This window comes from Neisseria sp. P0008.S002 (genome assembly GCF_051962805.1).
GTDB classification, from domain to species: Bacteria; Pseudomonadota; Gammaproteobacteria; order Burkholderiales; family Neisseriaceae; genus Neisseria; species Neisseria perflava.
In genome coordinates, this window is record NZ_JBQCUY010000002.1 from 188782 (window position 1) to 213050 (window position 24269).

A 24269-nucleotide genomic window follows, 5' to 3' on the forward strand; every position below is an offset into this window, starting at 1 on the left:
GTCGCTATATTGAAGGCCGTCTGAAAACTTGAAATCCGGTTTTCAGACGGCCTTTGTCGATAAAGGGATAAGATGGAACGTTATTCTGTACATTTGAAACTGCTGGGAATGGCGGTGTTGTGGGGTGCGTCTTGGCCGATGGGGCGGATGTTGGGGCAGTCGCTGCCGCCGCTGACGGGCGGGGCGGTTCGGTTTGTCTTGGCTTCGGTTTTGTTGTTGGGCTGGTTGTTTGCGCGCAGCAGGTTCGCGACTTTGGCGGCTTTGTCGGCGCGGCAATGGCTGGGTTTGACGGCAGCCGCTTCTGTTGGCGTGTGCGGTTATGCGGTGTTTTTTATGCTGGGTTTGCAGACTATGCCGGCAGGCAAGGCGGCGGTAGTCGTGGCGGTGAATCCGGTATTGACACTGCTGTTGGCAACTTGGTTTTTCGGCGAGCGTTTAAATGTGAAGATTTTGGCGGGTATGCTGCTGGCGGTCGGCGGTGCCATTATGGTGGTAACGCAAGGGCAGCCGTTGACAGTGTTATCGGGCGGCATCAAGGCAGGAGAGTGGCTGATTTTCGGTTGCGTGGTTTGTTGGGCGGCTTATACTTTAATTGGTCGCGCGGTTTTGCGTGGGATAGATGTGCTGACGGTAACGACGGCAACGTCGTTCATTGGTGCGTTGATGTTGTCGGTGGTGGCGTTGTGGACGGACGGAATGCCGTTTGAGGCGATAGCGGCAATGGATGGGCGAGGCTGGACAGCCTTGGCGTGGCTGGTCATCGGCGCGACGGTATTGGCCTACGCGTGGTATTTCGAAGGCGTGAAGACTTTGGGTGCAGGCAGCGCGGCGGCGTATATTACGCTCGTGCCGATTTTCGGTGTGCTGTCTTCGGCGTGGTTTTTGGGCGAACCGCTGCATATTTCGCTGGTTGCGGGCTGTGCGGCAGCGGTCGGCGGCATGACGCTGATGCGGTACGGGCAAAAGGCCGTCTGAAGTTGGGTAAATACTCGGATTTTGGTCGATAGGGTTGCGATTGCCAAGCTGTTGCCGGCCATAATCTTATTGCATGGTAAGATTATAGTCTCGGCTCAGTGTTCGATTTAAAAATTTGACACCCTGCCTCCAACTGCCTAAAATTCAACTTTCTCAAAAATCTACCGTATCCTGCGGCACGATTTCATACTTTCAGACGGCCTTTGTGCCATCTCTCTGATACTATTCAAAATATATCAATACTATGCACGTTTCAGAACTCCAAACCCTCCACATTTCCAAACTCTTGGAAATGGCAGAAGAACATGGCATTGAAAACGCCAACCGTTTCCGCAAACAAGACCTCGTTTTTGCCATCGTCCGCCAGATGATGAAGCAAAATGTCAGCTTTACCTGTTCCGGCACACTCGAAATCCTGCCCGACGGCTTCGGTTTCCTGCGCAGCGCAGATACTTCTTACCTTGCCGGTCCTGACGATATTTATGTTTCGCCCACGCAAATCCGCCGCTTCAATCTGCACACCGGTGACACCATCGAAGGCAGCGTGCGCGTACCTAAAGACAACGAACGCTATTTCGCACTTGTCCGCCTCGATACCATCAACGGCGATCAGCCTGAAGTCTGCAAACACAAAATCCTCTTTGAAAACCTCACGCCTTTATTCCCAACCGAACAATTCAAACTTGAGCGCGACATCAAAGCCGAAGAGAATCTGACCGGCCGCGCTATCGACTTGGTTTCCCCAATCGGTAAAGGCCAACGTGCATTGTTGGTGGCGCCGCCTAAAACCGGTAAGACCGTGATGTTGCAAAACATTGCCCACGCTATTACCGCCAATTATCCCGATGTCGAGCTGATTGTCCTGTTGATTGACGAGCGTCCGGAAGAAGTGACCGAAATGAGCCGTTCTGTACGCGGCGAAGTCGTTTCCTCTACGTTTGATGAACCGGCGCAACGCCATGTACAAGTGGCCGAGATGGTGATTGAAAAAGCCAAACGTATGGTTGAACACAAAAAAGACGTGGTCATCCTGCTGGATTCGATTACCCGTTTGGCGCGCGCCTACAATACCGTTGTGCCGACTTCGGGCAAAATCTTGACCGGCGGTGTCGATGCCAACGCCTTGCACCGTCCGAAACGCTTCTTCGGCGCAGCGCGTAATGTGGAAGAGGGCGGTTCGCTTACCATTATTGCGACAGCGCTTGTTGAAACCGGTAGCCGCATGGACGACGTGATTTACGAAGAGTTCAAAGGCACGGGCAATATGGAATTGCACCTTGACCGCCGTATGGCCGAAAAACGCCTGTTCCCGGCCATTAGTATCAATAAATCCGGTACGCGCCGCGAAGAATTGCTGGTGCCGAACGATCAGTTGCAACGCATGTGGCTCTTGCGCAAATTCCTGCATCCTATGGACGAAATCGAAGCGACCGAGTTTTTGGTGGGCAAACTCAAAGACTCTAAAAATAACGACGATTTCTTTGAATTGATGCGCGGTAAATAAGCATAAGGCCGTCTGAATATGTTTCAGACGGCCTTTACTTTGCTTGAGGAACCTTTATGACCATCCGAATGAATTGGCAAAACTTATTATCCACCCAACGCTTCCGTACTAAAAACGGCGAAATCGTGCCGACCGTTACCCCTTCGACTCAAGAAGGTGCCGATGCCTTGCGTACGGATTTTCACATCGACTACGACCGGGTTGTTTTTTCCGGAGCCTTCCGCCGCCTTGGCCGTAAAACACAGGTGCATCCGCTGGCGCAACATGACTTGACGCACAACCGCCTGACGCACAGCGTTGAAGTTGCCAGCGTGGGCAGGAGCTTGGGCAACCGCGTGGGCGTGATGTTGCATAACGGCGGTTTTCTGCCGCAGGGCAATACGCCCAGCGATATTGGTGCCGTGGTGCAGGTTGCCTGTTTGGCTCATGATTTGGGCAATCCGCCGTTTGGCCATACCGGCGAAGATGCTTTGCGTGATTGGTTCAGACGGCCTGAACATCAAATTTATCTGAACACATTAAACGAAGCGGAACGCAACGATATTCAAACCTATGAAGGCAATGCGCATAGCCTGCGTATCGTCGCCAGCCTTGAAATGTATCCGGAGGCAGGCGGAATGCGCCTGACTGCGGCAGCCATCGGCGCATTGCTGAAGTATCCGTGGACAACGCAACATCCAAACGGCAGAAAGAAATTCAATATTTATCAAACCGAGTTGCCGTTTATCCGTCAAGTTGCCGACGAATTGGGGCTGGTTTCCGCGGGAGTAGACAGCTGGGCGCGCCATCCTTTGTCTTATTTGATGGAGGCTGCCGACGATATTTGCTATGCCTTGCTGGATTTGGAAGATGCCGTCGAATTGGATTTGCTCACGGATACGGAAGTAGAAAGTATTTTGTCCGAGCTGACCTTCGCCGAAAGCGCATGGCACGCCAGCTCCAGCCGTCAGCGTTGCGCCATGTTGCGCGGCATTGCGATCGGCAAGGCGATTGATGATGTCGCGCAAACCTTTATGCTGCATCAGTCCGACTTGTTGGACGGAACATTCAAAGGCAAAGACCTGCTTGCTCTGTGCAGCCCGCAAGTGCAAAACACTTTGGCAAAAGCGAAAGAATTGGCACAAACACGGATTTTCCGCCATCACACCAAGCTCTTGACCGAGATTGCCACGTTCCCATGCTTAGGCTCCATCTTAGATTTGCTCGTCCCTGCCGCCTATGCCCTGATTGCAGAAAAACAGTTAGCAACGCGTCAGTCTTTGGCGTTGGAATTATTGAAAAAGCACAATCCGATTCTTCCTGAAGACAGTCTGTATCAGGCCTATATGAAGATTTTGGATTTTGTCGGCGGCATGACCGATAACTCCGCCGCTAAAATGGCGCAGGATTTGTCAGGAGTAGGGATTTTACGTTAATTTTATATTGTTTAACTTCAATTGGTTAAATAAAAATATAAAAAGTTTCTGTGAAAAGAGTAGACAGGCTTTAGTAAAGCCTATATCATTCGGTCTTCTTGATTCACAACGCACTTGCGAAGTGATGAGGATGCACCCGTAGCTCAGTTGGATAGAGTATCTGGCTACGAACCAGAGGGTCGGGCGTTCGAATCGCTCCGGGTGCGCCACAAGATTTATCCGCGCCCATCGTCTAGCGGTTAGGACATCGCCCTTTCACGGCGGTAACCGGGGTTCGATTCCCCGTGGGCGTGCCAGTTTTCAAAAAAAACGCAATCTGTTTCAGATTGCGTTTTTTTATTGTATTTGTTGTGTATGTTTTATGGCCGTCTGAAACGCTCAGCAAATCCAGAGGCAAATAAATTGCCCAGGCTTTTGTCATCTATATGCGCTTTTCAATCTCATTTTACCATTGCCAAAACCCAATTTATTGACAACAGTATTCATCTTAAGAGTTCCTAAACCTGAATTTACATGATTTCATATTTATAATTTCTTGATTTTAGAAAATAAAAATATTTATTTGAACTTTTCTTAAAAAATGCCGTCTGAGATAAAGACAAGACGGAATATCTCTGTTAATGTGTAAATGTCAGCCGGCGTTTGCCGGTTTTTTATTGAAACCATTTGGGAGTCAATTATGAATATGAATGTTAAATTAATCGTTCCTGCCGTTTTTGCGGCTGTTGCCCTGACTGCATGTAGCAGCGGTTCTAAAGCCAAACCTGAAGCTAAAGCTGCGCCTACTGCGCAACAACAAACTCAAGCTCAGGCTCAACAAGCTCAAGCTCCAGTACCTAATACTTTGAAAGTAGACTCTATCGACGGTACTAAAGAAGTTCACTACAAATGCGGTAAAGACGGCAAAGAGCCTCTGAGCGTAATGTACGGCTTCAAAGGCAACGAAGTTGTTGCTGCACAAGTAAAATACAAAGGCCAAGTAACTGAAAACCTGTTCCGTATTACTGACAGCAGCAAAGATGTAAACGCATTCTGGGGCGGCAATGTTGCTTGGATTGCTGAAGCAGCCACTGCAGCCAACGTGGACAAAGTTGATGGCAACATGCTGACTATCCGCGGTACTACCGAAGTAAATGGCAAACAAGAAGTGGTTGACCAAATCGCTACCCGTTTCTGCGCATTGGACAAAGGCGCGAAAGCTGCCGCTAAACCAGCTGCTAAAAAAGTGAAAAAATAATCTTTTACCGACAGCTTTAAACGCTGGGTAAAATAAAACAGGCCGTCTGAAAAGTTTTCAGACGGCCTGTTCTTTTGAGCAGTTTAACCCAAGAACCAGAATTTCAATGCCCACAACACGGCGACAATCCATACCATAGGCGGTACGTCTTGAGTGCGGTTGCACAAGAGTTTGATGAGTGCATAGCTGATAAAGCCAAACGCAATACCGTCGGCAATCGAGTAGGTAAACGGCATGAAGACGATGGTCAGGAATGCCGGTGCGGCTTCGGTCATGTCGTCCCAATCGATTTCACGCGCGCTGCGCAACATTTGCGCGCCAACATAGAGCAGGGCGGGTGCGGTAGCGAATGCAGGAATGCTTTGAACCAGCGGGGAGAAAATCAGACAGGCAAGCATCAGTACGCCGACGGTAACGGCAGTCAGGCCGGTACGGCCGCCGGCAGAAACGCCTGCCGCGCTTTCAACGTAAGGGGTGGTAGAAGAAGTACCCAAGGCGGCGCCTGCAACGATGGCGGTAGAGTCGGCAAGCAGGGCGCGTTTCAAACGCGGCAGTTTGCCGTCTTGCAACAGGCCTGCGCGGTGGGAAACGCCGACCAATGTGCCGGTAGAGTCAAACAGGTCAACCAGGAAGAATACAAAAATCACGCTGACCATGCTGACGGTGAATAAGCCTTTGAAGTCCATCTGCATGAATGTTGGTGCAATGCTCGGAACTTCGCCGACCACGCCTTTGAACTCGCTCAAGCCCAAGATGGTGGAGACGGCGGTCAGCGTTAGAATGGTAATGATGATAGAGCCTTTAACGCGGAAGTGGCCAAGTGCAACCACCATGACAAAGCCTGCCATCGCCAGCAGGGCGGTGGGCTGGTGGATGTCGCCCAAGCCGACCAATGTGGCAGGATTAGCCACAATCACGCCTGCGCCTTTGAGTGCAATCAATGCCAAGAAGAGGCCGATACCTGCGGCAATCGACATTTTCAAGCCCATAGGCAGGGCGTTGACCAGCATTTCGCGTACTTTAAAGAAGCTGAACAGGATGAAAATAATGCCTGAAATGAAAACGGCACCCAAAGCCACACGCCAGTCCACGCCCATGCCTTTGACGACGGCAAAGGTAAAGTAGGCGTTCAAACCCATGCCCGGAGCGAGGGCAATCGGGTAGTTGCCGACAAAGCCCATCACGAAACAGCCGATGGCGGAGGCGATACAGGTGGCCACAAATACTGCGCCCATATCCATGCCGGTTTCGCCCAAAATCAGGGGATTGACGATGATGATGTAGCACATGGCGAGGAAGGTTGTCACACCGGCCATAATTTCCGTGCGGACGTTGGTCTGATTGGCGTTGAGGTTGAATAATCTTTCCAAAACGCTTTGATTTGAAGAACTCATTTCGAGATATTCCTTTGGGGAAAGCCGTTTAAGGACGGTATCAGCGGGTTTAACTGCCGGAAGCTCGGATTTGCTCCTTAACTTCTCAACAGATAAGGGAATTTTCGGGCGGTATTATACTGAAAAGCCTTTTGTTCGGGTAATAAAAATACATGAATCAGATAATGCCGGGCCAAGCCAAGATAAAGGCCGTCTGAACAGTTTCAGACGGCCTTTGTTTGTGTGTGCTTATACCGGTTTGCCTTTCAGGGAGAAGGTGTAGGCTTCGGTGATTTCCAAATCGATCATTTGGTTGATCATGTCGGGTGTGCCGGTAAAGTTGACCACGCGGTTGTTGGCGGTACGGGCTTGCAGTTGGTCAGGGTCTTTTTTGGAGATACCTTCAACCAAGCAGCGTTGAACCGTGCCGATCATGGTTTGATTGATGCGCGCGGTTTCGGCTTCGATGACTTCGTTCAAAGCTTCGAGGCGGCGCACTTTTTCTTCGTGCGGCGTGTCGTCGTGCAGGTTGGCGGCAGGCGTACCTGGGCGCGGACTGTAAATAAAGACGAAGCTCAAGTCGAAGGCAATGTCTTTCACCAGTTTCAAGGTTTGCTCGAACTCGCGCTCGGTCTCGCCCGGGAAGCCGACGATAAAGTCGGAGCTGAGGCACAAATCAGGACGGATGGCGCGCAGTTTGCGGATGATGGATTTGTATTCCAAGGCGGTGTAGCCGCGTTTCATTGCGCTCAATACGCGGTCGGAACCGCTTTGAATCGGCAGGTGCAGGTGGGAAACCAGCTTCGGCAGGTCGCGGTAGCACTCGATAATCGCGTCGGTAAATTCGCGCGGATGGCTGGTGGTAAAGCGCAGGCGTTCGATGCCGGGGATTTCGTGGACGATGCGCAACAAAGTGGCAAAGTCGCAGATTTCGCCGTTTTCCATTTCGCCGCGATAGGCATTGACGTTTTGGCCTAAGAGGTTGATTTCTTTAACGCCTTGTTGCGCCAAACCGGCAATTTCGGTCAATACGTCGTTGAGCGGGCGGGAGAATTCTTCGCCGCGGGTATAAGGGACGACGCAGTAAGAGCAGTATTTGGAACAGCCTTCCATAATGGAAATGAATGCCGAACCGCCTTCTACGCGCGCAGGCGGCAGGTGGTCGAATTTCTCGATTTCGGGGAAGGAAATGTCGATTTGAGACAGACCGGTGGTTTCTTTATCGACGATGAGTTTGGGCAGGCGGTGCAGCGTTTGCGGGCCGAAAACCACGTCCACATACGGAGCGCGTTTGACGATGTTCTCACCTTCTTGAGAGGCAACGCAGCCGGCAACGCCGATGATGAGGTCGGGATTTTTTTCTTTGAGCGGACGTACGCGGCCTAAGTCGGAGAAGACTTTCTCTTGCGCTTTTTCACGCACGGAGCAGGTGTTGAACAAGATGATGTCGGCGTCGTCAGGTTGGGTAACCTGCTCGATGCCGCCGTGTTCTTCGGCGAGGACGGACAGCATTTTTTCGCTGTCGTACTCGTTCATTTGGCACCCGAAGGTGCGGATAAATACTTTTTTCATGGTTTGTTTTGATTGACTTGCTTGTTGTAAAAGGGTTCAGACGGCCTGTGCAATACTCTGGTCGTCTGAAAAATTATTCTTCCGCCTTTTTCTGCTTTTTGGCGTGTTCGATGAACCTGTCGGCCTCGGCGTCGGTCAAAATCCAGATTTCGCGGACGAGGCGGCTTTCTTCGTTGTATTTGAACGCAACGGCTTTGCCGGTTTGATTCAGCAGGCGGCCCATGGGGATGAAACGGTCGTTTTCATCGTGGATTTTGGTGAAGCGGGTGATTTGCAGTTTGGCTGCGTTGCCGTCCACAATGCCCAAGGTCAGCAGGCGCGTCCAAGAAAAACCGCCTTTGCTGACTTTCAGATAAGGCAGATCGACGGTTTTTAAAACGGCCACATCCATATCGTCAGGCAGGCTGCGTTGTGCATGGACGAGGGAGGACGCCAAAAGGGCGAGGCTGAGTATGAATCCGCGTAACATGATGCTTTTCTTTTATTGTTTCAATAGGTCGCGGATTATAGCACAAGCAGGAAAAATATGGATAGAGTGTTTGTTTTTAAAGAATAATTTTGATTTTGCGCCCGATTCTTATTTTGAAGCCTGGGCCGTCTGAAAAGGATTTGGTGTTAAAATGGCATCGATTTGATTTTCAGACGACCTCTTACGAAAGAATTGACCATGAACCGTAATGAAAGCTTGTTCAACCGCGCCAAAGCCATTATTCCCGGCGGCGTGAACTCTCCTGTGCGCGCATTCGGCAGCGTCGGCGGCGTACCGCGCTTTATCAAAAAGGCAGAAGGCGCGTATGTTTGGGACGAAAACGGCACGCGTTATACCGACTATGTCGGCTCTTGGGGCCCTGCGATTGTCGGCCATGCCCATCCCGAAGTCATTGAAGCCGTGCGCGAAGCAGCATTGGGCGGTTTGTCGTTTGGTGCGCCGACTGAAGGCGAAATTGTCATTGCCGAAGAAATCGCTAAAATCATGCCGTCCGTCGAGCAGCTGCGCCTTGTCAGCTCCGGCACGGAAGCAACGATGACCGCCATCCGTCTGGCACGCGGTTTTACCGGACGCGACAAAATCATCAAGTTTGAAGGCTGCTACCACGGCCATTCCGACAGCCTGTTGGTGAAAGCAGGCAGCGGTCTGCTGACGTTTGGCAACCCTTCTTCCGCCGGTGTGCCTGCCGACTTTACCAAACACACTTTGGTACTCGAATACAACAATATCGCCCAACTGGAAGAAGCCTTTGCCCAAAGCGGCAATGACATTGCCTGTGTGATTTTGGAGCCTTTTGTCGGCAATATGAATCTGGTTAGGCCGTCTGAAGCCTTTGTCAAAGCCTTGCGCGAATTGACTGAAAAACACGGTGCCGTGTTGATTTACGACGAAGTGATGACCGGTTTCCGCGTGGCGCTGGGCGGTGCGCAATCTTTGCACGGCATCAAGCCTGATTTGACCACCATGGGAAAAGTGATCGGCGGCGGTATGCCTTTGGCGGCGTTCGGTGGCCGTAAAGACATTATGGAATGTATTTCCCCGTTGGGCGGCGTGTATCAGGCAGGCACATTGTCCGGTAATCCGATTGCGGTTGCGGCCGGTTTGAAAACGCTGGAAATCATTCAGCGCGAAGGCTTCTATGAAAACCTGACTGCCCTGACCCAACGCCTCGCCAACGGTATTGCCGACGCGGCTAAAGCGCATGGCGTTGAATTTACGGCGGACAGTGTGGGCGGTATGTTTGGTTTGTATTTTGCCAGCCATACGCCGCAAAACTATGCCGACATGGCGCGTTCCAATATCGACGGTTTCAAACATTTCTTCCACGGTATGCTCGACCGCAATGTCGCATTCGGCCCGTCAGCTTACGAAGCCGGTTTTGTTTCCGCCGCGCATACGCCTGAGCTGATTGACGAAACCATTGCTGTGGCACACGAAGTGTTCAAAGAAATGGCAAAATAAAAGCTGAAGTTGTCATGTGAAAATGAAAAAAGGCCGTCTGAAAAATATTCAGACGGCCTTTCGCTATTTTAAATAAATGCTTGATTATGCTTCTTCAGCTTTGCTGCGGATAATCAGCAGAGGCAGGTGGCTTTGACGCATTACGGTCTCGGCGAAGCTGCCCATCAGCAGGTGCATCAGGCCGGTGCGGCCGTGTGTGCCGAGTACCAACAGGTCTGCGCCGTTGTTGTCGGCGTAGTCAACCAAGTCTTGCGCCATTTCGCGCGCGCCTTTGTTGGCAACCAACAGGTGTTTCACGATGTTTTCAACGCCGCTTTCACGCGCTGTTTTTTCTGCGAAATCCAAAACTTCGTTACCTTGAGCCACTGCGGCGGCTTCGTAGCTTTCGTGTTGCAGGAATTCAGGAGCCAAAGCCATGTATTCTGCAGGGTTGGCAACGTGAACCAAAGTCAGTTGGGCTTTGTTGAGGCTTGCCAGTTCGGCGGCATGTTTCAATGCATTGAGGGAGGTCTCGCTACCGTCAACGGCTACAACCAGATGTTTGTACATATTCATTCTCCTTTTGCGCCGAGTAGCGGCACTTTCGTTTAATATGAAATCAGAACTTGTCTGAATGTGAAACGATTATAAACTCTTTCGGGCAGGTACAACAGCCCATCTGCTTTCAAGTATAATGTCTGTCCGAATCGCCTGTCGCGTTTTTCATTAATTTATTGATATATCACAAGGTTGCTTATGCAGGACGCTGCTTTTCTTTCTTCGCGCCGCTTTGGCGGTATTGCCAGACTTTACGGAGACGAAGCGCTGGCGCGCTTTTCGCGTGCGCATGTGTGCGTGGTCGGCGTCGGCGGCGTCGGCTCGTGGGCGGTGGAGGCGTTGGCGAGGAGCGGCATCGGTCGTTTAACGCTGATTGATTTGGACAATGTTGCCGAATCCAATGTCAACCGCCAGTTGCACGCTTTGACCGATGATTTCGGTAAGGCAAAAGTTACCGCTTTGCGCGAACGCATTGCCCAAATCAATCCGCAATGCGAAGTGACGGAAATCGAAGATTTTGTGACGGAAGATAATCTGGACGAGCTTTTCAGACGGCCTTTTGACTTCGTCATCGACGCCATCGACCAAATCCGTGTCAAAGCGGCGATGGCGGCGTATTTCGTGCAACATAAACAACCGTTTATTATCAGCGGCGGCGCGGGCGGACAGAAGAATCCGGCGTTGATTCAAACCGCCGATTTGAGCCGCGTTACCCACGATCCGCTGCTTTCCAACTTGCGCTACACCTTGCGCAAACGCTACGGCTTCAGCCGCGATACCAAAGAAAAAATGCGCGTGCCTTGCGTTTATTCAACCGAGAATATTACGCCGCCGCAATCCGGCGAAGCGTGTTCGACCGATGCCGCGCCGCAAGGTTTGTCCTGCGCGGGCTATGGCGCGAGTATGCTGGTGACGGCTTCGTTTGGGTTGTATTGTGCGCAGGCGGCGGTGGAGCATATCGCAGGGCGGAAGTGAGGGGTAGGAAATGGGTAAGAGCCGATTTTTTAAAGCCTACTTTATTGCCAGTCTGATTTATGCGGTATGGTTCGGCGTATTGATGTATGCCGTCGATCCGATGTTTCTCGATGTGATGGAATGCAATACGTTGCCCGGCGATTATTTGTGTGTGCAAAGCGGTTATACCCGTCCATTCACCACTTTTCTTTATCCGTGTCTGTCCGTCGTGATATTCAGCTTTTTGCACGCCGGTATCATGAAATGGCGCAAACGCCGTTCGGTTAAAATGATTTGGCTTTTGGTCGGCTGCGAAAGTTTGCTGCTGTTGGCTTTGATGGTGGCGATGCTTGCGAGGGATGGTTTTGTGTTGTCCCGAGATATCGGTTCGGTACTGACGGGTTCAGTTTTCGCCAGCCTGCCGCTGTTGGGTATGGCCTTGGCGCAGACCTTTGCCGTCGCCATTGTTTCTTTGCAAATCAATCGTAAAAACCGCTGATTTTTATATTAAAAACGGCTTGTCCTTGTTTCAGACGGCCTTTTATTGATGAAACTTCTTACTAAACTTAAAAAGAAAAAGACCCTTTAACCATGTCTTCAGAACACCTTATTTCTTCTACTGCTGCAACGCCGTCTGAACATACCGTTGCGTGGGTGTTCGGTCAGCCTGTTACCGATGTGCCGCAGGATTTGTTTATTCCGCCTGATGCGTTGAAGGTGGTATTGAGCAGCTTCCAAGGGCCGTTGGATTTGCTGCTGTACCTTATTCGCAAGCAAAATATCGATGTCCTCGATATTCCTATGGTGAAGATTACCGAGCAGTATCTGCACTATATTGCCCAAATGGAAGCATATCAGTTTGATTTGGCAGCGGAATACCTGCTGATGGCGGCGATGCTGATTGAAATTAAATCGCGCCTGCTTCTGCCGCGTCCTGAAGAAGTTGAGGATGAAGAGGCGGATCCGCGTGCCGAATTGGTGCGCCGTCTGTTGGCTTACGAACAGATGAAGCTGGCGGCTCAGGGCTTGGACGCGTTGCCGCGTGCCGGACGTGATTTTGCTTGGGCGTATTTGCCGCTGGAAATTGCGGTCGAAGCGAAGTTGCCGGAAGTGTACGTTGCCGATTTGACGCAGGCTTGGTTGGGTATTTTGTCGCGTGCCAAGCATACGCGCAGTCATGAAGTGGTGCGGGAAACCATTTCCGTGCGCGCGCAGATGACGGCAATTTTGCGCCGTTTGAATGAAAGCGGTATCAGCAAGTTCAGCGATTTGTTTAAGCCGGAGCAGGGCGCGACATATGTGGTAGTCAATTTTATTGCATTGCTGGAATTGGCTAAAGAAGGCTTGGTGCGTATCGTGCAGCCTGAAAATTATGGTGAAATCGAAATCAGCCTGAAAGACGGTTTGGAAACAAACGAAGCTGAAATGCTTTCAGACGGCCTTGAAGCCGATGAAACCGATAATGAGAATTTGAAAAAAGAGAACTAAAATGGATTCGACGACAAGTCACAACAAAGCTTCTTTATGGGCAGTGGGCTTAATGTTGTTTGCCCTGTTTTTTGGGGCGGGGAATCTGATTTTTCCTGCTTTTTTAGGGCAGCAGGCCGGTGAAAACTGGCTTTCGGCCATGTTTGGCTTTTTGCTGACGGGCGCAGGTTTGCCATTATTGGGCGTGATTGCCGTCGGCTATTCCGGCTCGCGCGATGTGGAGGCATTGGCTTCCCGTGTTGCGCCTTGGCACGGCGTGACTTTTGCCACCGCGCTCTATCTGGCAATCGGCCCTCTGTTTGCCATGCCGCGTACGGCGACAGTGTCTTTTGAAACCGCGATTTCCCCTTTCATTGATGAATCTTGGAAAAACATCGCATTGGCCGTGTTCAGCCTGGTGTTTTTCGGCATGACTTATTGGCTGTCGATTTCCCCGGGGAAGCTGGTTGACCGTATCGGTAAAATCCTCACGCCTGTTTTGTTGCTGTCAATTGCGATATTGGTCGGCTATGCCGCCATTAATCCAATGGGCGTGCCGCAGGCGGCGCAAGGCGATTTTGCCACTCATCCGTTGGTTAAAGGCATTTTGGAAGGCTATGGCACCATGGACGCGCTAGCTTCGCTGGTGTTTGCCATTATCGTCATCGATGCCGTTCGCGCCATGGGCGTGGACAACCGTGCGGACTTGCTGAAGACCACGACGATTTCCGGTGTGTTGGCGGCTTCTTGTTTGGCAGTGGTTTACCTGTTTATCGGCTATATGGGTGCGACAGGTGTGGCCGGTATCGGTTTGCAGGAAAACGGCGCGTCGGTTTTGTCTAAAACCGCACAGCACTATTTCGGTACGGCCGGTATTGTGTTGCTTGGTGTCATGGTGCTGCTTGCCTGTCTGAGTACGGCGGTTGGCTTGATTACTTCATGCGCCGAATATTTCAACCGTCTTTGCCCGGGTATTTCTTATAAAGTTTTTGTGATACTGAATACAGTGGTGTCTATCCTGTTGGCCAACAAAGGCCTGTCAGCGATTTTGCAGTTTTCCATCCCTATGTTGATGCTGTTGTATCCGCTGACTATCGTCATCATTTTGCTGGCTTTGACAGATAAACTGTTTGGCGGCGGCCGTATTGTCTATTTCTGTACCATGATGGCGGCCCTTATGGTCGGCTTGCTCGATGCCTATAAGGCCGCGTTTGGATTTGATGCCGATACCGCAGCTGCCATCGAGCGCGCATTGCCGTTTTACAATATCGGTTTAGGGTGGGTTGTTCCCTCTTTAGCCTGCTTTATACTCGGCTGTATTTTGAATGCGGCGTTGAAGAAAAAAGCATGATGATAAACAGGCCGTCTGAAATGTTCAGACGGCCTGTTTATTTCGCCGACCACGCAAACGACAGATGATTTTTTTAAAGAAATCCGTTATAATTGAAAAGTTAAGGCTTTGCGGAATACCGTTTCGCAGATGCAACATATTGAGAAGATTTATTTCCACAAATCCCGTTTTTTCAGCAAACGACTTGAACTGAAGGCGGATTTCGTGGTATAAATCGCGTTTTACTATTTTAGAAGTTTGGAGACTAACCATGGCACGAGTTTGCAAAGTGACCGGTAAGCGCCCGATGTCTGGCAATAACGTATCACACGCCAACAACAAAACCAAACGTCGTTTTTTGCCTAACTTGCAATCACGTCGTTTCTGGGTAGAAAGTGAAAACCGCTGGGTTCGCCTGCGCGTTTCTAACGCTGCATTGCGCACCATCGATAAAGTAGGCATTGATGTCGTATTGGCTGATTTGCGTGCTCGCGGCGAAGCTTAATTTAAACACCATTAATTAAGGATTACTGCAATGCGCGATAAAATCAAACTGGAGTCCAGTGCTGGTACTGGTCACTTCTACACAACTACTAAAAACAAACGTACGATGCCTGGCAAACTGGAAATCAAAAAATTTGACCCAGTAGCCCGTAAACACGTTATTTACAAAGAAACTAAATTGAAATAATCCGGTTTCTTCCAAGAAAAAGCTCCTGTTTTTCAGGAGCTTTTCTTTTTTCTCGATTGGTTTGGAGTGTTTTGTTTTAAACGGGTGTGCAAGATGGTTGGATTGCTTTGGAAGAGGCAAAATAAAAGAGCGTGTATCCATTGGGATTACGCTCTTTTATTTTTCAGACGGCCTGATAGGGGATAAGCATCCTTACATCACTAATAAACATTCAACAACGACTTAATGATCGACCTTGATGCCTTGGTTGTCGGAATGTTGTTTTTTATCCAGCTCTTTTTGCAAGGTATCGCATGGCGTGTCGCAATCACACATTTTCTTCATGCCGAGAGAGGAAATGCCGCCGCAGCTGCCTTTAATGGTGCGTTTGGAGAAGATATAGCCGACTGCCATACCGAGGATGACAATGATAAAAATGCCGAAAGTAAGGAGGAGGGTTTTCATGTGTGTATTCCTGAAGATTAGTTTAATAATTTCTTGAATGCGCTAGACATTTTAGTATGGTAGCCGCCTTGCGGGGTCCGGATGATAAGGAAAACGGCGAGATTTTCTTGCTCGGCAAGTTTAAGTGCTTCAGTTTCTCCGAGAACGAACAATCCGGTGGAAAGGCCGTCTGCAAGTGTGGCGTTTTCTGCTACTACGCTGATGGAAGCAAGGTTGTGGCTGATGGGTTGTTTGGTTTTAGGGTTGATGATATGGGAAAGGCGGCGGCCTGACTTATCGACATGGAAAATGCGGTAGTCGCCGGATGTGGCCAGTGATTTATTGTCCAATGGAATGGTGATTTGTGTGGCGCCGCCTTGAACGATATTGGGCTGCTCGATGCCGATACGCCAAGGGTTGCCTTGCGCATTGTGGCCTTTGCCATGTAACTCGCCTCCGATTTCTACCAAATAATTGCCGATATTGAGTTTTTCAAGTTCGGCGGCAGTTTTATCCACGCCAAAGCCTTTGGCGATGGAGGATAGGTCTAAATAGACTTCGGGATGGGTTTTCGCCAGTGTAGGCTGCTGTCCGTTTTGGGAAAGTTTGAGTTTGTCCGTACCGACCATTTCTGAAGCATGTTGGATTTCTTGTGCAGTCGGTTCGTGTGTAATTTCTTTTTGCGGGCCGAATCCCCAAAGGTTGACCAAAGGACCGACGGTTACGTCCAGTGCGCCGTGCGTCAGTTTGTTTAAACGCAAGGCTTCGCCGGTTACATAGGCAAAGTCTTGGGAAATGGGCATGGCCTGATTGACGGTACGCAGCTGGTTGAATTGGCTGATTTCGGAATCAGTCTGGTAAGTAGACATTTGCCGATTGACTTCTTTAAGCGCGTCATCAATGCGTTTTTGTATTTCGGCAGGGGAGGGGAGTTTGTCTTGGCCGTCTGAAAGATATTTGACGGTATAGGTCGTGCCCATGGTCTCGCCTTGCAGGGTGATGGTTTGTTGTTTTTCAGGTTGGCAGGCAGAGAGCGTGAGTGCGGAAACGATGGCAACGGTACAACCGATTATCGGACGGTAAAACGAATTGGAAAGAAACAGCATAAGGGATTTGCGGATTATTTTTTGAAGCCTTTATTGTATCGTAAAAGAAAGGTTCAGGCCGTCTGAAAGTATGGTTTTCAGACGGCCTGGCAATAAAAAAGGAAGAAACCGAAGTTTCTTCCTTTTTGTCTGTTAACCACCGAAATCGTCCAAGAGGATGTTTTCGTCTTCCACGCCCAAATCTTTGAGCATTTTGATCACGGACTGGTTCATGATCGGAGGGCCGCACATGTAGAATTCGCAGTCTTCAGGTGCTTCATGGTTTTTCAGGTGGTTTTCGTAAACCACGTTGTGAATGAAGCCTGTGTAACCGTCCCAGTTGTCTTCAGGCAATGGGTCGGACAGGGCGACGTGCCATGTGAAGTTCGGGAATTCTGCTGCGAGTTGGTCGAAGTCTTCAACATAGAACATCTCGCGTTTAGAACGTGCACCATACCAGAAGGTAATCTTACGTTTGGAGTTCAAACGTTTCAGCTGGTCGAAAATGTGGGAACGCATCGGAGCCATACCCGCACCACCGCCGATAAATACCATTTCGGCATCGGTGTCTTTGGCGAAGAATTCGCCAAACGGGCCGGAGATGGTTACTTTGTCGCCGGGTTTAAGCGACCAGATGTAGGACGACATTTGTCCCGGAGGCGCATCGGGTACGCGCGGAGGCGGCGTGGCGATACGCACGTTCAGCATGATGATGCCTTTTTCTTCTGGATATGAAGCCATGGAGTAAGCGCGCAAAATCGGCTCGTCCACTTTGGAAACATATTGCCACAGATTGTATTTGTCCCAGTCTTCGTGGTATTCCTTAGGAATGTCGAAGTCTTTGTAGGCGACAGTATGAGGAGGAGCTTCAATTTGGATGTAGCCGCCGGCGCGGAAAGGAACTTCTTCACCTTCAGGAATGGCAAGCTTGAGTTCTTTAATGAACGTTGCTTTGTTGTCATTGGAGATGACGGTGCATTCCCATTTTTTCACACCGAACACTTCTTCCGGTACTTCGATGTCCATGTCGGTTTTAACGTTGACCTGACAAGACAGGCGGCAGCCTTCGCGCGCTTCGCGTTTGCTGATGTGGGACAACTCAGTTGGCAGAATGTCGCCACCGCCGCTTTTCACGACAACGCGGCACTGACCGCATGAGCCGCCGCCACCGCAGGCGGAAGGAACGAAGATGCCTTGGCTGGCAAGCGCACCCAGCAGTTTGCCGCCGGCAGGCATCGTCAGCTCTTTTTCGTTATTGACTTTGATGGTGATGTCGCCTTCGCTCACCAACTTGGATTTGGCAAACAGAATCATCAGTGCCAACACCAAGACGATGAGGGTGAACATCACGATACCTAAAATAATCTCCATGCCGATTCCTTTCTTATAACTGGATGCCGGAGAACGACATAAACGCCATTGCCATCAGGCCAGCAGCGATAAAGGTAATGCCCAAGCCTTTGAGGCCTTTAGGGACATCCGAATATTTCATTTTTTCGGTAATGCCCGCCAAAGCGACAATAGCCAAAAGCCAGCCCAGACCTGCACCGAAACCATATACAACGGACTCGCCGAAGTTGTATTCGCGTTGCGCCATAAATGATACGGCACCGAAAATCGCGCAGTTTACGGTAATCAGAGGCAGGTAGATACCCAATGCGTTGTAGAGGGCAGGGACGAATTTATCCAAGAACATTTCCAAAATCTGCACCAAAGCAGCAATCACGCCGATGAAGGTGATGAATTTCAGGAAGGTCAGGTCTACGCCTTCAACCAGCGCACCGTCTTTCAACAGCGAGTAAACAAGTTGGTTGGCTGGGACGGACAGGCCGAGTACGAAAGTTACGGCAACGCCCAAACCGAATGCAGTGGATACTTTTTTAGATACCGCCAAAAACGTACACATCCCCAAGAAGAAGGAAAGTGCCATGTTTTCCAGAAAGACGGATTTTACAAAGAGGCTTAAGTAATGTTCCATGTGTTATTTCTCCGCCTGTTCAGGTTTCCAAGTGCGCAGACCCCATACCAAGAAGCCGATGATGAAGAACGCGCTAGGGGCGAGCAGGAACAAGCCGTTGGTTTGATACCAGCCGCCATCTTGTACGGTTTGGAAAATGGTGTAGCCAAAGAGCTTGCCAGAGCCGATCAGTTCGCGGATGGTTGCGATGATGATCAACATCATGCCGTAACCTGCGCCGTTGCCGATACCGTCAACCAAGCTTTCCAGCGGCGGCTCTTTCATTGCGAATGCTTCGGCACGGCCCATTACGATACAGTTGGTAATAATTAGGCCGACGAATACGGACAGCTGTTTGGACAGCTCATAAGCAAAGGCTTGGAGCAGTTGGTCAACCAGCGTTACCAAGGAAGCAACAATCGCCATTTGCACAATAATACGGATGCTGTTAGGGATGTAGTTGCGTACCAAAGAAATGAAGAAGCTGGAAAAACCGGTTACCAAAGCTACGGAAATACCCATTACGATGGCCGTCTGAAGTTTGGTGGTAACCGCCAAAGCCGAACAAATACCCAAAACCTGCAAGGCAATCGGGTTGTTGTCGATAAAGGGTGAAAACATCAAATATTTCAAGCGTTTCATGTCAGCCATTATTGTGCTCCTGCTGATTTCAATTTGTTCAGGTAGGGGATATAGCCGTTTTCGCCGAACCAGTAGTCGAACGAACCTTGCACACCTTTAGACGTCAGCGATGCGCCGGAGAGGGCATCTACGCCGTGTTCTTTGTCTGAGCTTGCGCCTTTGCCGACGTGCAGGGCAAGTTTGCCTTGTTCGTCAAACAGTTTTTTGCCGACGAATTTTTGTTGCCACAGAGGATTGCCGATTTCGCCGCCCAAGCCCGGGGTTTCACCTTGGTCGTAGTAGGTGATGCCGTTGATGGTGTTGCCGTCGGGTTGAATGGCGACAAAACCGTACATGACAGACCACAAGCCGTTACCGTGCATAGGCAGGATGATTTGGCTGACTTTGCCGTCTTCGCCTTTTACCAAGTAAACCTCAGTGTATTTGGCACGGCTTTTGATGCCGGCCAAATCGTCTTCGGGTTTGATTTGGATGCTTTGGGCAGGGTCTTTGCCTGCGATGCGCGCGCTGAAGTCTTTCGGCGCGTCTTTCACGTATTCGCCTGTTGCCAAATCGACAACGCGTTGCTCAATACGCTCGGCAAAGGTTTTGCTGATGTCGGTGTTTTTATCCATCAAACCGGCTACGCTCAAGATATAGCCTTGTTTGTCTTGGAGTTTTTGTTTCTCTTGGATTGGTTTCAAGCCAACGACCGCACCAGCAACGATGATGGAACAAATCAGGCTGACAACCAATACCACAATCAGCGTGCCGCTGAAGCTGTCTTTATCGAATTTCTTAGCCATTGCTGCGCGCCTTTCTGCGTTTGATGTTCGCTTGTGCGACGAAATAGTCGAAAATCGGGGCAAACAGGTTGGCAAACAGAATCGCCAACATCATGCCTTCGGGGTAAGCAGGGTTGACCACGCGGATCAATACGCACATTACACCGATAAGCGCGCCGTACCACCATTTGCCGACATTGGTAAAGGAAGCGGAAACAGGGTCGGTCGCCATAAACAGCATACCGATGGCGAAGCCGCCGACTACCAAGTGCCAGTACCAAGGCATGGAGAACATGGCGTTGGTGTCAGAACCGATGAAGTTAAACAGTGAAGACATGGCAATCATACCGATCATCACGCCGGCGATAATGCGCCAAGAGGCAATGCGGGCGAACGCGATAAACGCGCCGCCGATTAAGAGCGCCAAAGTGGATACTTCGCCGATTGAGCCGGGTACGTTACCAATAAATGCGTCCATCCAAGAAATGTTTTGACCGGTTACAGCGTTTTTCAGGCCGTCTACACCGTGTGCCGCCCATTGCGCCAAAGCAGTGGCACCTGAATAGCCGTCAACCGCAGTCCAAATGGTATCGCCGGTAATGTTGGCAGGGTAGGCGAAGAACAGGAACGCACGGCCTGCCAGAGCAGGGTTCATGAAGTTTTTACCTGTACCGCCGAATACTTCTTTCGCAACCACAACGCCGAAAGAAATACCTAAAGCCGCTTGCCACAAAGGCAGGGTAGGAGGAACGATCAAAGCAAACAGAATCGAAGTCACGAAGAAACCTTCGTTGATTTCGTGTTTGCGTACGGATGCGAACAAAACTTCCCAGAAGCCGCCCACAACAAATACAGTCGCGTAAATCGGCAGGAAGAAAATCGCGCCGAACAGCATTTTGCCCAACACGCCCGCTTCAGACGACATATTGATGCCCAAAGCGTTGGCAAGGGCGTAATGCCAGTCGTTGGCGATATTTTGTTGCAGCAAATCAGGCGTTAACGCACCGAATGCCTGTACGCCGACGTTGTACATACCGTAGAACATGGCGGGGAACAAAGCCAGCCACACCAAAATCATCATGCGCTTGGAGTCGAGCGCATCGCGGACGTGGGCCGCTTTGCGCGTTACCGCGCCGGATGTATAGAAAATCGTCGCCGCAGCTTCGTAGAGGGCATACCATTTTTCATGTTTGCCGCCCGGCAGGAAGTGCGGTTCGATTTTTTCAAGAAAATGTTTCAAGCCCATAATCAGCCTTCCTTCTCAATGGTTTCCAGCACCTTGCGCAACAGCGGGCCGTATTCGTATTTACCCGGGCAGACGAAGCTGCACAAAGCGAGGTCTTCTTCGTCCAATTCCAAGCAACCCAATGCCTGAGCGCTGTCGGTATCGCCGACGATTAAATCGCGCAAGAGCAGGGTAGGCAGGATATCCAAGGGCATCACGCGCTCGTAAGTGCCGATCGGTACCATGGCGCGGTCGCCGCCGTTGACGGCTGTGTTGAACTTGAAGAGTTTGTTTTTCAGGAAATGGCCGAGGGTTGTGCGCGTGATGGAGTATTTGTCCGGTTGTGGCGCAACCCAGCCGAACAGCTCTTTGCTGCGGCCTTCTTCGATAACGGAAATCTGATTGTGGTAGCGGCCGAGGTAATCGTGCGCGCCTTGTGCGATCGCGCCGTTTAATACTGAGCCGGAAATCACGCGGTTGTCTGCGTCAACCAATTCGCCCGTAGTAATTTGCGATACTTTCGCACCCAAAACGGTACGCAAGAGGCGCGGTTTGTTGACTTGAGAGCCGCCCAAGGCAATTACGCGCTCGGTGTTCAGACGGCCTGTTGTAAACAAACGGCCAATGGCAATCACATCTTGATAATTGATGGTCCAAACGGTTTTGTTCGCACCAACTGGCTCGATGAAATGAATGTGCGTGCCACTCAAACCGGCAGGGTGCGGACCGCCAAATTCATGTGTTTCGATGTTGGCAGCGTTTTCAGACGGCACATCTGCGCCGGCTGCTTTACACACATGGATTTTACGCTCGGTCAGGCGGCTTAATACCAATAGGCCGCGTTTGAAGTCCTCGGCGGCTTCTTTGATAATGACCGTAGGGTCGGCAGCCAGCGGATTGGTGTCCATCGCATTGACGAAGATGGCGAACGGCTCGGCATCGACGGCAGGGATTTTGCTGAACGGACGGGTGCGCAGCGCAGTCCACAAACCGGATTGAATCAGGTTGCGGCGCACTTCTTCGCTGCTCAATTTTGCCAGCGCTTCAGGTGCGTAGCGTTCGAACTCGATTTCGTCGTTGCCTTCAACGGCAATCACGACTGACTGAAGTACGCGCTTTTCGCCACGGTGAATCGCGGCGATTTTGCCTGAAGCCGGAGCAGTAAATACTACGCCCGGATTCTTTTTGTCTTCAAACAGCACTTGGCCTTTTTTGACGGCTTCGCCTTCCTTGATTTTCATCGAGGGGCGCATGCCGACATATTCTTCGCCAAGCAACGCGACTTCGGTAATGGCCGGGCCGTCATAAATGACTTGCTCCGGTCTGCCTGCGATAGGTAGGTCTAAGCCTTTTTTTATCTTAATCATAAGGATGCGTTACTTTTTGGTGGGTTGAGATTCGGATGTCGGATTGTTTTTTCAGACGGCATGTAATGCTTTGAAACAAAGGATGGGCCGTCTGAAAAAAGCAGAGGTTTGCTATAAAAACAACGAATAAACACAAACAACAAAGCTTTAGATTTTATCAGGTATAGGCTGTTTTATGTCAGTTTTACGCTTATTTTTACGGGAAAAGTGGGAAAAAAGTAGGAATATGTAATCGAGTGTTAAGAGAAATAATTTTTAACTGATTGATATTTAAACGCTATGTTTGATGATGTAGCTGAAAATAAAAGGCCGTCTGAATTTCAGACGGCCTCTAAGTTTAAAAGAGCTGCCAAACGAAGAAAATCATCGTATGCAGGGCAAACAGCGGTACCAATACAATCACCGACCATGCCATGTAGCCGAAGAAGGAAGGCATCGGTACTCCGCGTTGTTCGGCAATGGCTTTGACCATGAAGTTCGGCGCATTACCGATATAAGTGAGCGCACCCATAAATACGGAACCCATGGATACTGCCAGCAGCGAATGGAACAGATGGCCTGTCATCAAGGCTTGGGCATCGCCACCGGCCATATTGAAGAACACCAAATAAGTCGGCGCGTTATCCAAGAATGCCGACAAAATGCCGCTCATCCAGAAATACATCACATTAATCGGATTGCCTGCCGAGTCGTGAACCAGAGAAACAACGGAAGCCAATGCACCTGTTTCGCCGGCTTTCAAAATTGCCAAGACGGGGGAAATGGTAATGAAAATACCCAAAAACAGTTTGCCCACTTCGGCAATCGGCTCGAAGTTGAACTCATTGCCTGCGCGTACCTGTTTGGGCGTGATAATCCAAGATACGGCGGTCAAAGCCAGCAAAATGCCATCGCGCATCAGGTTTTGCAAAGCGTAATGGCTGCCCAAGATTTCAAAGCCCGGATGATTTGGTTTCCACAAACCGGACAGCAAAACCGCACCGACTACGCCGGCCAGTAACAGGAAATTCCATTTGCCGTAAATTTTGATTTTTTCTTCTTTATCGGAAGGAGCGGGAGCAAGGTGCTCGCTTTGTTCACGGTTGAAGTGTTGGCTGTCGATGATGTAGAAAACGGCTAGCAAAATCACAGAACTGATTAATACAGGCATCAGCATGTGTTTGACCGTCCACATGAAATCTACGCCTTTCAGGAATCCTAAGAACAGCGGAGGATCACCTAAAGGAGTCAGACCGCCGCCGATATTTGCTACCAAGAAAATGAAGAAAATCACGATGTGAACGCGGTAGTGGCGTTTATGGTTGGCTTTCAAAAGCGGACGAATCATCAACATCGCCGCGCCTGTTGTCCCCATGATGGAAGACAAAGCCGTGCCGACTGCCAACAGGGTTGTATTCAATTTAGGTGAGCCGTGCAAATCGCCGCTGACAAAAATACCGCCTGAAATGGTATAGAGCGCTAAAAGCAGCAGGATAAAGGGGATATATTCTTCAACCAACGCATGGGCAACGGTATGTACGCCGGCTCCGAAACCAAAGGTGATGATAAACGGCGTTAAAAACAGCAGCGTCCAAAACGCTGTAATTTTGCCGAAGTGGTGGTGCCAAATATGGGAGAAAAACAGAGGTCCGAGTGCAATGGACAAGAGAATCAGTGCAAACGGCAGACCCCAAAGCAGGCTTGCGGATGAGCCGTCAAAATCGGATGCCGCAGCAGGAAAGGCGGCAAGAAGCAGTAAAAATGAGAGAGAGCGCATAGTATTTCCTTTTTATTCTGTTGCACCGTGAGGAACTTCGTTGA

At 50.2% G+C, this 24269-nt stretch carries 24 protein-coding genes and 2 tRNA genes; 13 read left to right on the plus strand and 13 right to left on the minus strand.

Annotation, left to right across the window (positions count from 1 at the left end; all coding sequences use genetic code 11):
- Positions 1–72: 72 nt before the first annotated feature.
- The 6 genes from ACTHSA_RS02790 (at position 73) to ACTHSA_RS02815 (ending at position 5131) form a co-directional block, all read left to right on the plus strand.
- The gene (locus ACTHSA_RS02790; RefSeq protein ID WP_004519553.1) at positions 73–975 is read left to right on the plus strand and encodes a DMT family transporter; all 903 of its coding nucleotides are present in this window, start codon (positions 73–75) and stop codon (positions 973–975) included.
- Between the two features lie 244 nt (positions 976–1219).
- The gene (gene rho, locus ACTHSA_RS02795) at positions 1220–2479 is read left to right on the plus strand and encodes a transcription termination factor Rho (protein WP_003680905.1); all 1260 of its coding nucleotides are present in this window, start codon (positions 1220–1222) and stop codon (positions 2477–2479) included.
- Positions 2480–2535: 56 nt separating this feature from the next.
- Positions 2536–3894, plus strand: coding sequence for a deoxyguanosinetriphosphate triphosphohydrolase (locus ACTHSA_RS02800; protein WP_049336415.1), 1359 nt, complete (start codon positions 2536–2538; stop codon positions 3892–3894).
- A 132-nt stretch (positions 3895–4026) separates the two neighbouring features.
- Positions 4027–4103, plus strand: a tRNA-Arg gene (locus tag ACTHSA_RS02805).
- Between the two features lie 12 nt (positions 4104–4115).
- Positions 4116–4190 (plus strand) — tRNA-Glu (locus ACTHSA_RS02810).
- A 383-nt stretch (positions 4191–4573) separates the two neighbouring features.
- A complete protein-coding gene (locus ACTHSA_RS02815; protein WP_440367380.1) occupies positions 4574–5131 on the plus strand; it encodes a hypothetical protein in 558 nt (185 codons plus the stop codon).
- A gap of 83 nt (positions 5132–5214) precedes the next feature.
- Here the strand turns inward: ACTHSA_RS02815 and ACTHSA_RS02820 are convergent, their stop codons facing one another.
- The 3 genes from ACTHSA_RS02820 to ACTHSA_RS02830 all read right to left on the minus strand — a co-directional run bounded on the left by ACTHSA_RS02820 (position 5215) and on the right by ACTHSA_RS02830 (position 8545).
- Positions 5215–6525 (minus strand): NCS2 family permease, encoded by a 1311-nt coding sequence (locus ACTHSA_RS02820; protein WP_004519556.1) that lies wholly within the window; start codon positions 6523–6525, stop codon positions 5215–5217.
- Positions 6526–6753: 228 nt separating this feature from the next.
- Positions 6754–8076, minus strand: coding sequence for a tRNA (N6-isopentenyl adenosine(37)-C2)-methylthiotransferase MiaB (gene miaB / locus ACTHSA_RS02825; protein ID WP_003684389.1), 1323 nt, complete (start codon positions 8074–8076; stop codon positions 6754–6756).
- A gap of 73 nt (positions 8077–8149) precedes the next feature.
- On the minus strand, positions 8150–8545 hold the full coding sequence (locus tag ACTHSA_RS02830; RefSeq protein WP_049333912.1) for a hypothetical protein: 396 nt from the start codon (positions 8543–8545) through the stop codon (positions 8150–8152).
- 198 nt (positions 8546–8743) lie between these two features.
- On the opposite strand from ACTHSA_RS02830, the gene hemL reads away from it, so the two are divergent.
- Entirely contained in the window at positions 8744–10027 is a 1284-nt protein-coding gene (gene hemL / locus ACTHSA_RS02835; protein ID WP_049336068.1) for a glutamate-1-semialdehyde 2,1-aminomutase, read from the plus strand.
- Positions 10028–10111: 84 nt separating this feature from the next.
- Here the strand turns inward: hemL and ACTHSA_RS02840 are convergent, their stop codons facing one another.
- Positions 10112–10576, minus strand: a complete 465-nt coding sequence (locus ACTHSA_RS02840; RefSeq protein WP_003680896.1) for a universal stress protein — start codon at positions 10574–10576, stop codon at positions 10112–10114.
- Between the two features lie 186 nt (positions 10577–10762).
- On the opposite strand from ACTHSA_RS02840, the gene ACTHSA_RS02845 reads away from it, so the two are divergent.
- From ACTHSA_RS02845 to rpmG, 6 genes are all read left to right on the plus strand, one after another.
- Positions 10763–11539, plus strand: a complete 777-nt coding sequence (locus ACTHSA_RS02845; RefSeq protein WP_003748819.1) for a tRNA threonylcarbamoyladenosine dehydratase — start codon at positions 10763–10765, stop codon at positions 11537–11539.
- 10 nt (positions 11540–11549) lie between these two features.
- Positions 11550–12017: a hypothetical protein gene (locus tag ACTHSA_RS02850; RefSeq protein WP_070625150.1), complete on the plus strand. Its 468-nt coding sequence runs from the start codon at positions 11550–11552 to the stop codon at positions 12015–12017.
- Between the two features lie 92 nt (positions 12018–12109).
- Positions 12110–13006, plus strand: coding sequence for a segregation and condensation protein A (locus tag ACTHSA_RS02855; protein WP_070625148.1), 897 nt, complete (start codon positions 12110–12112; stop codon positions 13004–13006).
- A gap of 1 nt (position 13007) precedes the next feature.
- On the plus strand, positions 13008–14336 hold the full coding sequence (brnQ, locus tag ACTHSA_RS02860; RefSeq protein WP_083307456.1) for a branched-chain amino acid transport system II carrier protein: 1329 nt from the start codon (positions 13008–13010) through the stop codon (positions 14334–14336).
- Positions 14337–14586: 250 nt separating this feature from the next.
- Entirely contained in the window at positions 14587–14820 is a 234-nt protein-coding gene (gene rpmB / locus ACTHSA_RS02865) for a 50S ribosomal protein L28 (protein ID WP_002216391.1), read from the plus strand.
- A gap of 30 nt (positions 14821–14850) precedes the next feature.
- Positions 14851–15006: a 50S ribosomal protein L33 gene (gene rpmG / locus ACTHSA_RS02870; protein ID WP_003684373.1), complete on the plus strand. Its 156-nt coding sequence runs from the start codon at positions 14851–14853 to the stop codon at positions 15004–15006.
- A gap of 222 nt (positions 15007–15228) precedes the next feature.
- On the opposite strand, the gene nqrM is transcribed toward rpmG, so the two are convergent.
- The 9 genes from nqrM to ACTHSA_RS02915 form a co-directional block, all read right to left on the minus strand.
- Complete coding sequence (gene nqrM, locus ACTHSA_RS02875; protein WP_003680888.1) at positions 15229–15450, minus strand: (Na+)-NQR maturation NqrM; 222 nt, start codon at positions 15448–15450, stop codon at positions 15229–15231.
- Positions 15451–15467: 17 nt separating this feature from the next.
- The gene (locus ACTHSA_RS02880) at positions 15468–16535 is read right to left on the minus strand and encodes an FAD:protein FMN transferase (protein WP_004519568.1); all 1068 of its coding nucleotides are present in this window, start codon (positions 16533–16535) and stop codon (positions 15468–15470) included.
- Between the two features lie 132 nt (positions 16536–16667).
- The gene (nqrF, locus tag ACTHSA_RS02885) at positions 16668–17885 is read right to left on the minus strand and encodes an NADH:ubiquinone reductase (Na(+)-transporting) subunit F (protein ID WP_004519569.1); all 1218 of its coding nucleotides are present in this window, start codon (positions 17883–17885) and stop codon (positions 16668–16670) included.
- A 13-nt stretch (positions 17886–17898) separates the two neighbouring features.
- On the minus strand, positions 17899–18492 hold the full coding sequence (gene nqrE / locus ACTHSA_RS02890; RefSeq protein WP_003684365.1) for an NADH:ubiquinone reductase (Na(+)-transporting) subunit E: 594 nt from the start codon (positions 18490–18492) through the stop codon (positions 17899–17901).
- Between the two features lie 3 nt (positions 18493–18495).
- Entirely contained in the window at positions 18496–19122 is a 627-nt protein-coding gene (locus ACTHSA_RS02895) for an NADH:ubiquinone reductase (Na(+)-transporting) subunit D (protein ID WP_003684313.1), read from the minus strand.
- Entirely contained in the window at positions 19122–19898 is a 777-nt protein-coding gene (locus ACTHSA_RS02900; RefSeq protein ID WP_440367293.1) for a Na(+)-translocating NADH-quinone reductase subunit C, read from the minus strand. Before ACTHSA_RS02900 ends, ACTHSA_RS02895 begins: the two co-directional genes overlap by 1 nt.
- Entirely contained in the window at positions 19891–21123 is a 1233-nt protein-coding gene (locus ACTHSA_RS02905; RefSeq protein ID WP_440367295.1) for an NADH:ubiquinone reductase (Na(+)-transporting) subunit B, read from the minus strand. The genes ACTHSA_RS02900 and ACTHSA_RS02905 overlap by 8 nt, the downstream gene beginning before the upstream one ends.
- A gap of 2 nt (positions 21124–21125) precedes the next feature.
- Positions 21126–22469, minus strand: a complete 1344-nt coding sequence (locus tag ACTHSA_RS02910; RefSeq protein ID WP_440367296.1) for a Na(+)-translocating NADH-quinone reductase subunit A — start codon at positions 22467–22469, stop codon at positions 21126–21128.
- 337 nt (positions 22470–22806) lie between these two features.
- Positions 22807–24225, minus strand: a complete 1419-nt coding sequence (locus tag ACTHSA_RS02915; protein ID WP_070625144.1) for a sodium:proton antiporter — start codon at positions 24223–24225, stop codon at positions 22807–22809.
- Positions 24226–24269: the final 44 nt, after the last annotated feature.

Coding starts and splice junctions, on each gene's coding strand:
- ACTHSA_RS02790 (WP_004519553.1), top strand. CDS start 73: ATGGAACGTTATTCTGTACATTTGAAACTGCTGGGAATGGCGGTGTTG.
- rho (WP_003680905.1), top strand. CDS start 1,220: ATGCACGTTTCAGAACTCCAAACCCTCCACATTTCCAAACTCTTGGAA.
- ACTHSA_RS02800 (WP_049336415.1), top strand. CDS start 2,536: ATGACCATCCGAATGAATTGGCAAAACTTATTATCCACCCAACGCTTC.
- ACTHSA_RS02815 (WP_440367380.1), top strand. CDS start 4,574: ATGAATATGAATGTTAAATTAATCGTTCCTGCCGTTTTTGCGGCTGTT.
- ACTHSA_RS02820 (WP_004519556.1), bottom strand. CDS start 6,525: ATGAGTTCTTCAAATCAAAGCGTTTTGGAAAGATTATTCAACCTCAAC.
- miaB (WP_003684389.1), bottom strand. CDS start 8,076: ATGAAAAAAGTATTTATCCGCACCTTCGGGTGCCAAATGAACGAGTAC.
- ACTHSA_RS02830 (WP_049333912.1), bottom strand. CDS start 8,545: ATGTTACGCGGATTCATACTCAGCCTCGCCCTTTTGGCGTCCTCCCTC.
- hemL (WP_049336068.1), top strand. CDS start 8,744: ATGAACCGTAATGAAAGCTTGTTCAACCGCGCCAAAGCCATTATTCCC.
- ACTHSA_RS02840 (WP_003680896.1), bottom strand. CDS start 10,576: ATGTACAAACATCTGGTTGTAGCCGTTGACGGTAGCGAGACCTCCCTC.
- ACTHSA_RS02845 (WP_003748819.1), top strand. CDS start 10,763: ATGCAGGACGCTGCTTTTCTTTCTTCGCGCCGCTTTGGCGGTATTGCC.
- ACTHSA_RS02850 (WP_070625150.1), top strand. CDS start 11,550: ATGGGTAAGAGCCGATTTTTTAAAGCCTACTTTATTGCCAGTCTGATT.
- ACTHSA_RS02855 (WP_070625148.1), top strand. CDS start 12,110: ATGTCTTCAGAACACCTTATTTCTTCTACTGCTGCAACGCCGTCTGAA.
- brnQ (WP_083307456.1), top strand. CDS start 13,008: ATGGATTCGACGACAAGTCACAACAAAGCTTCTTTATGGGCAGTGGGC.
- rpmB (WP_002216391.1), top strand. CDS start 14,587: ATGGCACGAGTTTGCAAAGTGACCGGTAAGCGCCCGATGTCTGGCAAT.
- rpmG (WP_003684373.1), top strand. CDS start 14,851: ATGCGCGATAAAATCAAACTGGAGTCCAGTGCTGGTACTGGTCACTTC.
- nqrM (WP_003680888.1), bottom strand. CDS start 15,450: ATGAAAACCCTCCTCCTTACTTTCGGCATTTTTATCATTGTCATCCTC.
- ACTHSA_RS02880 (WP_004519568.1), bottom strand. CDS start 16,535: ATGCTGTTTCTTTCCAATTCGTTTTACCGTCCGATAATCGGTTGTACC.
- nqrF (WP_004519569.1), bottom strand. CDS start 17,885: ATGGAGATTATTTTAGGTATCGTGATGTTCACCCTCATCGTCTTGGTG.
- nqrE (WP_003684365.1), bottom strand. CDS start 18,492: ATGGAACATTACTTAAGCCTCTTTGTAAAATCCGTCTTTCTGGAAAAC.
- ACTHSA_RS02895 (WP_003684313.1), bottom strand. CDS start 19,122: ATGGCTGACATGAAACGCTTGAAATATTTGATGTTTTCACCCTTTATC.
- ACTHSA_RS02900 (WP_440367293.1), bottom strand. CDS start 19,898: ATGGCTAAGAAATTCGATAAAGACAGCTTCAGCGGCACGCTGATTGTG.
- ACTHSA_RS02905 (WP_440367295.1), bottom strand. CDS start 21,123: ATGGGCTTGAAACATTTTCTTGAAAAAATCGAACCGCACTTCCTGCCG.
- ACTHSA_RS02910 (WP_440367296.1), bottom strand. CDS start 22,469: ATGATTAAGATAAAAAAAGGCTTAGACCTACCTATCGCAGGCAGACCG.
- ACTHSA_RS02915 (WP_070625144.1), bottom strand. CDS start 24,225: ATGCGCTCTCTCTCATTTTTACTGCTTCTTGCCGCCTTTCCTGCTGCG.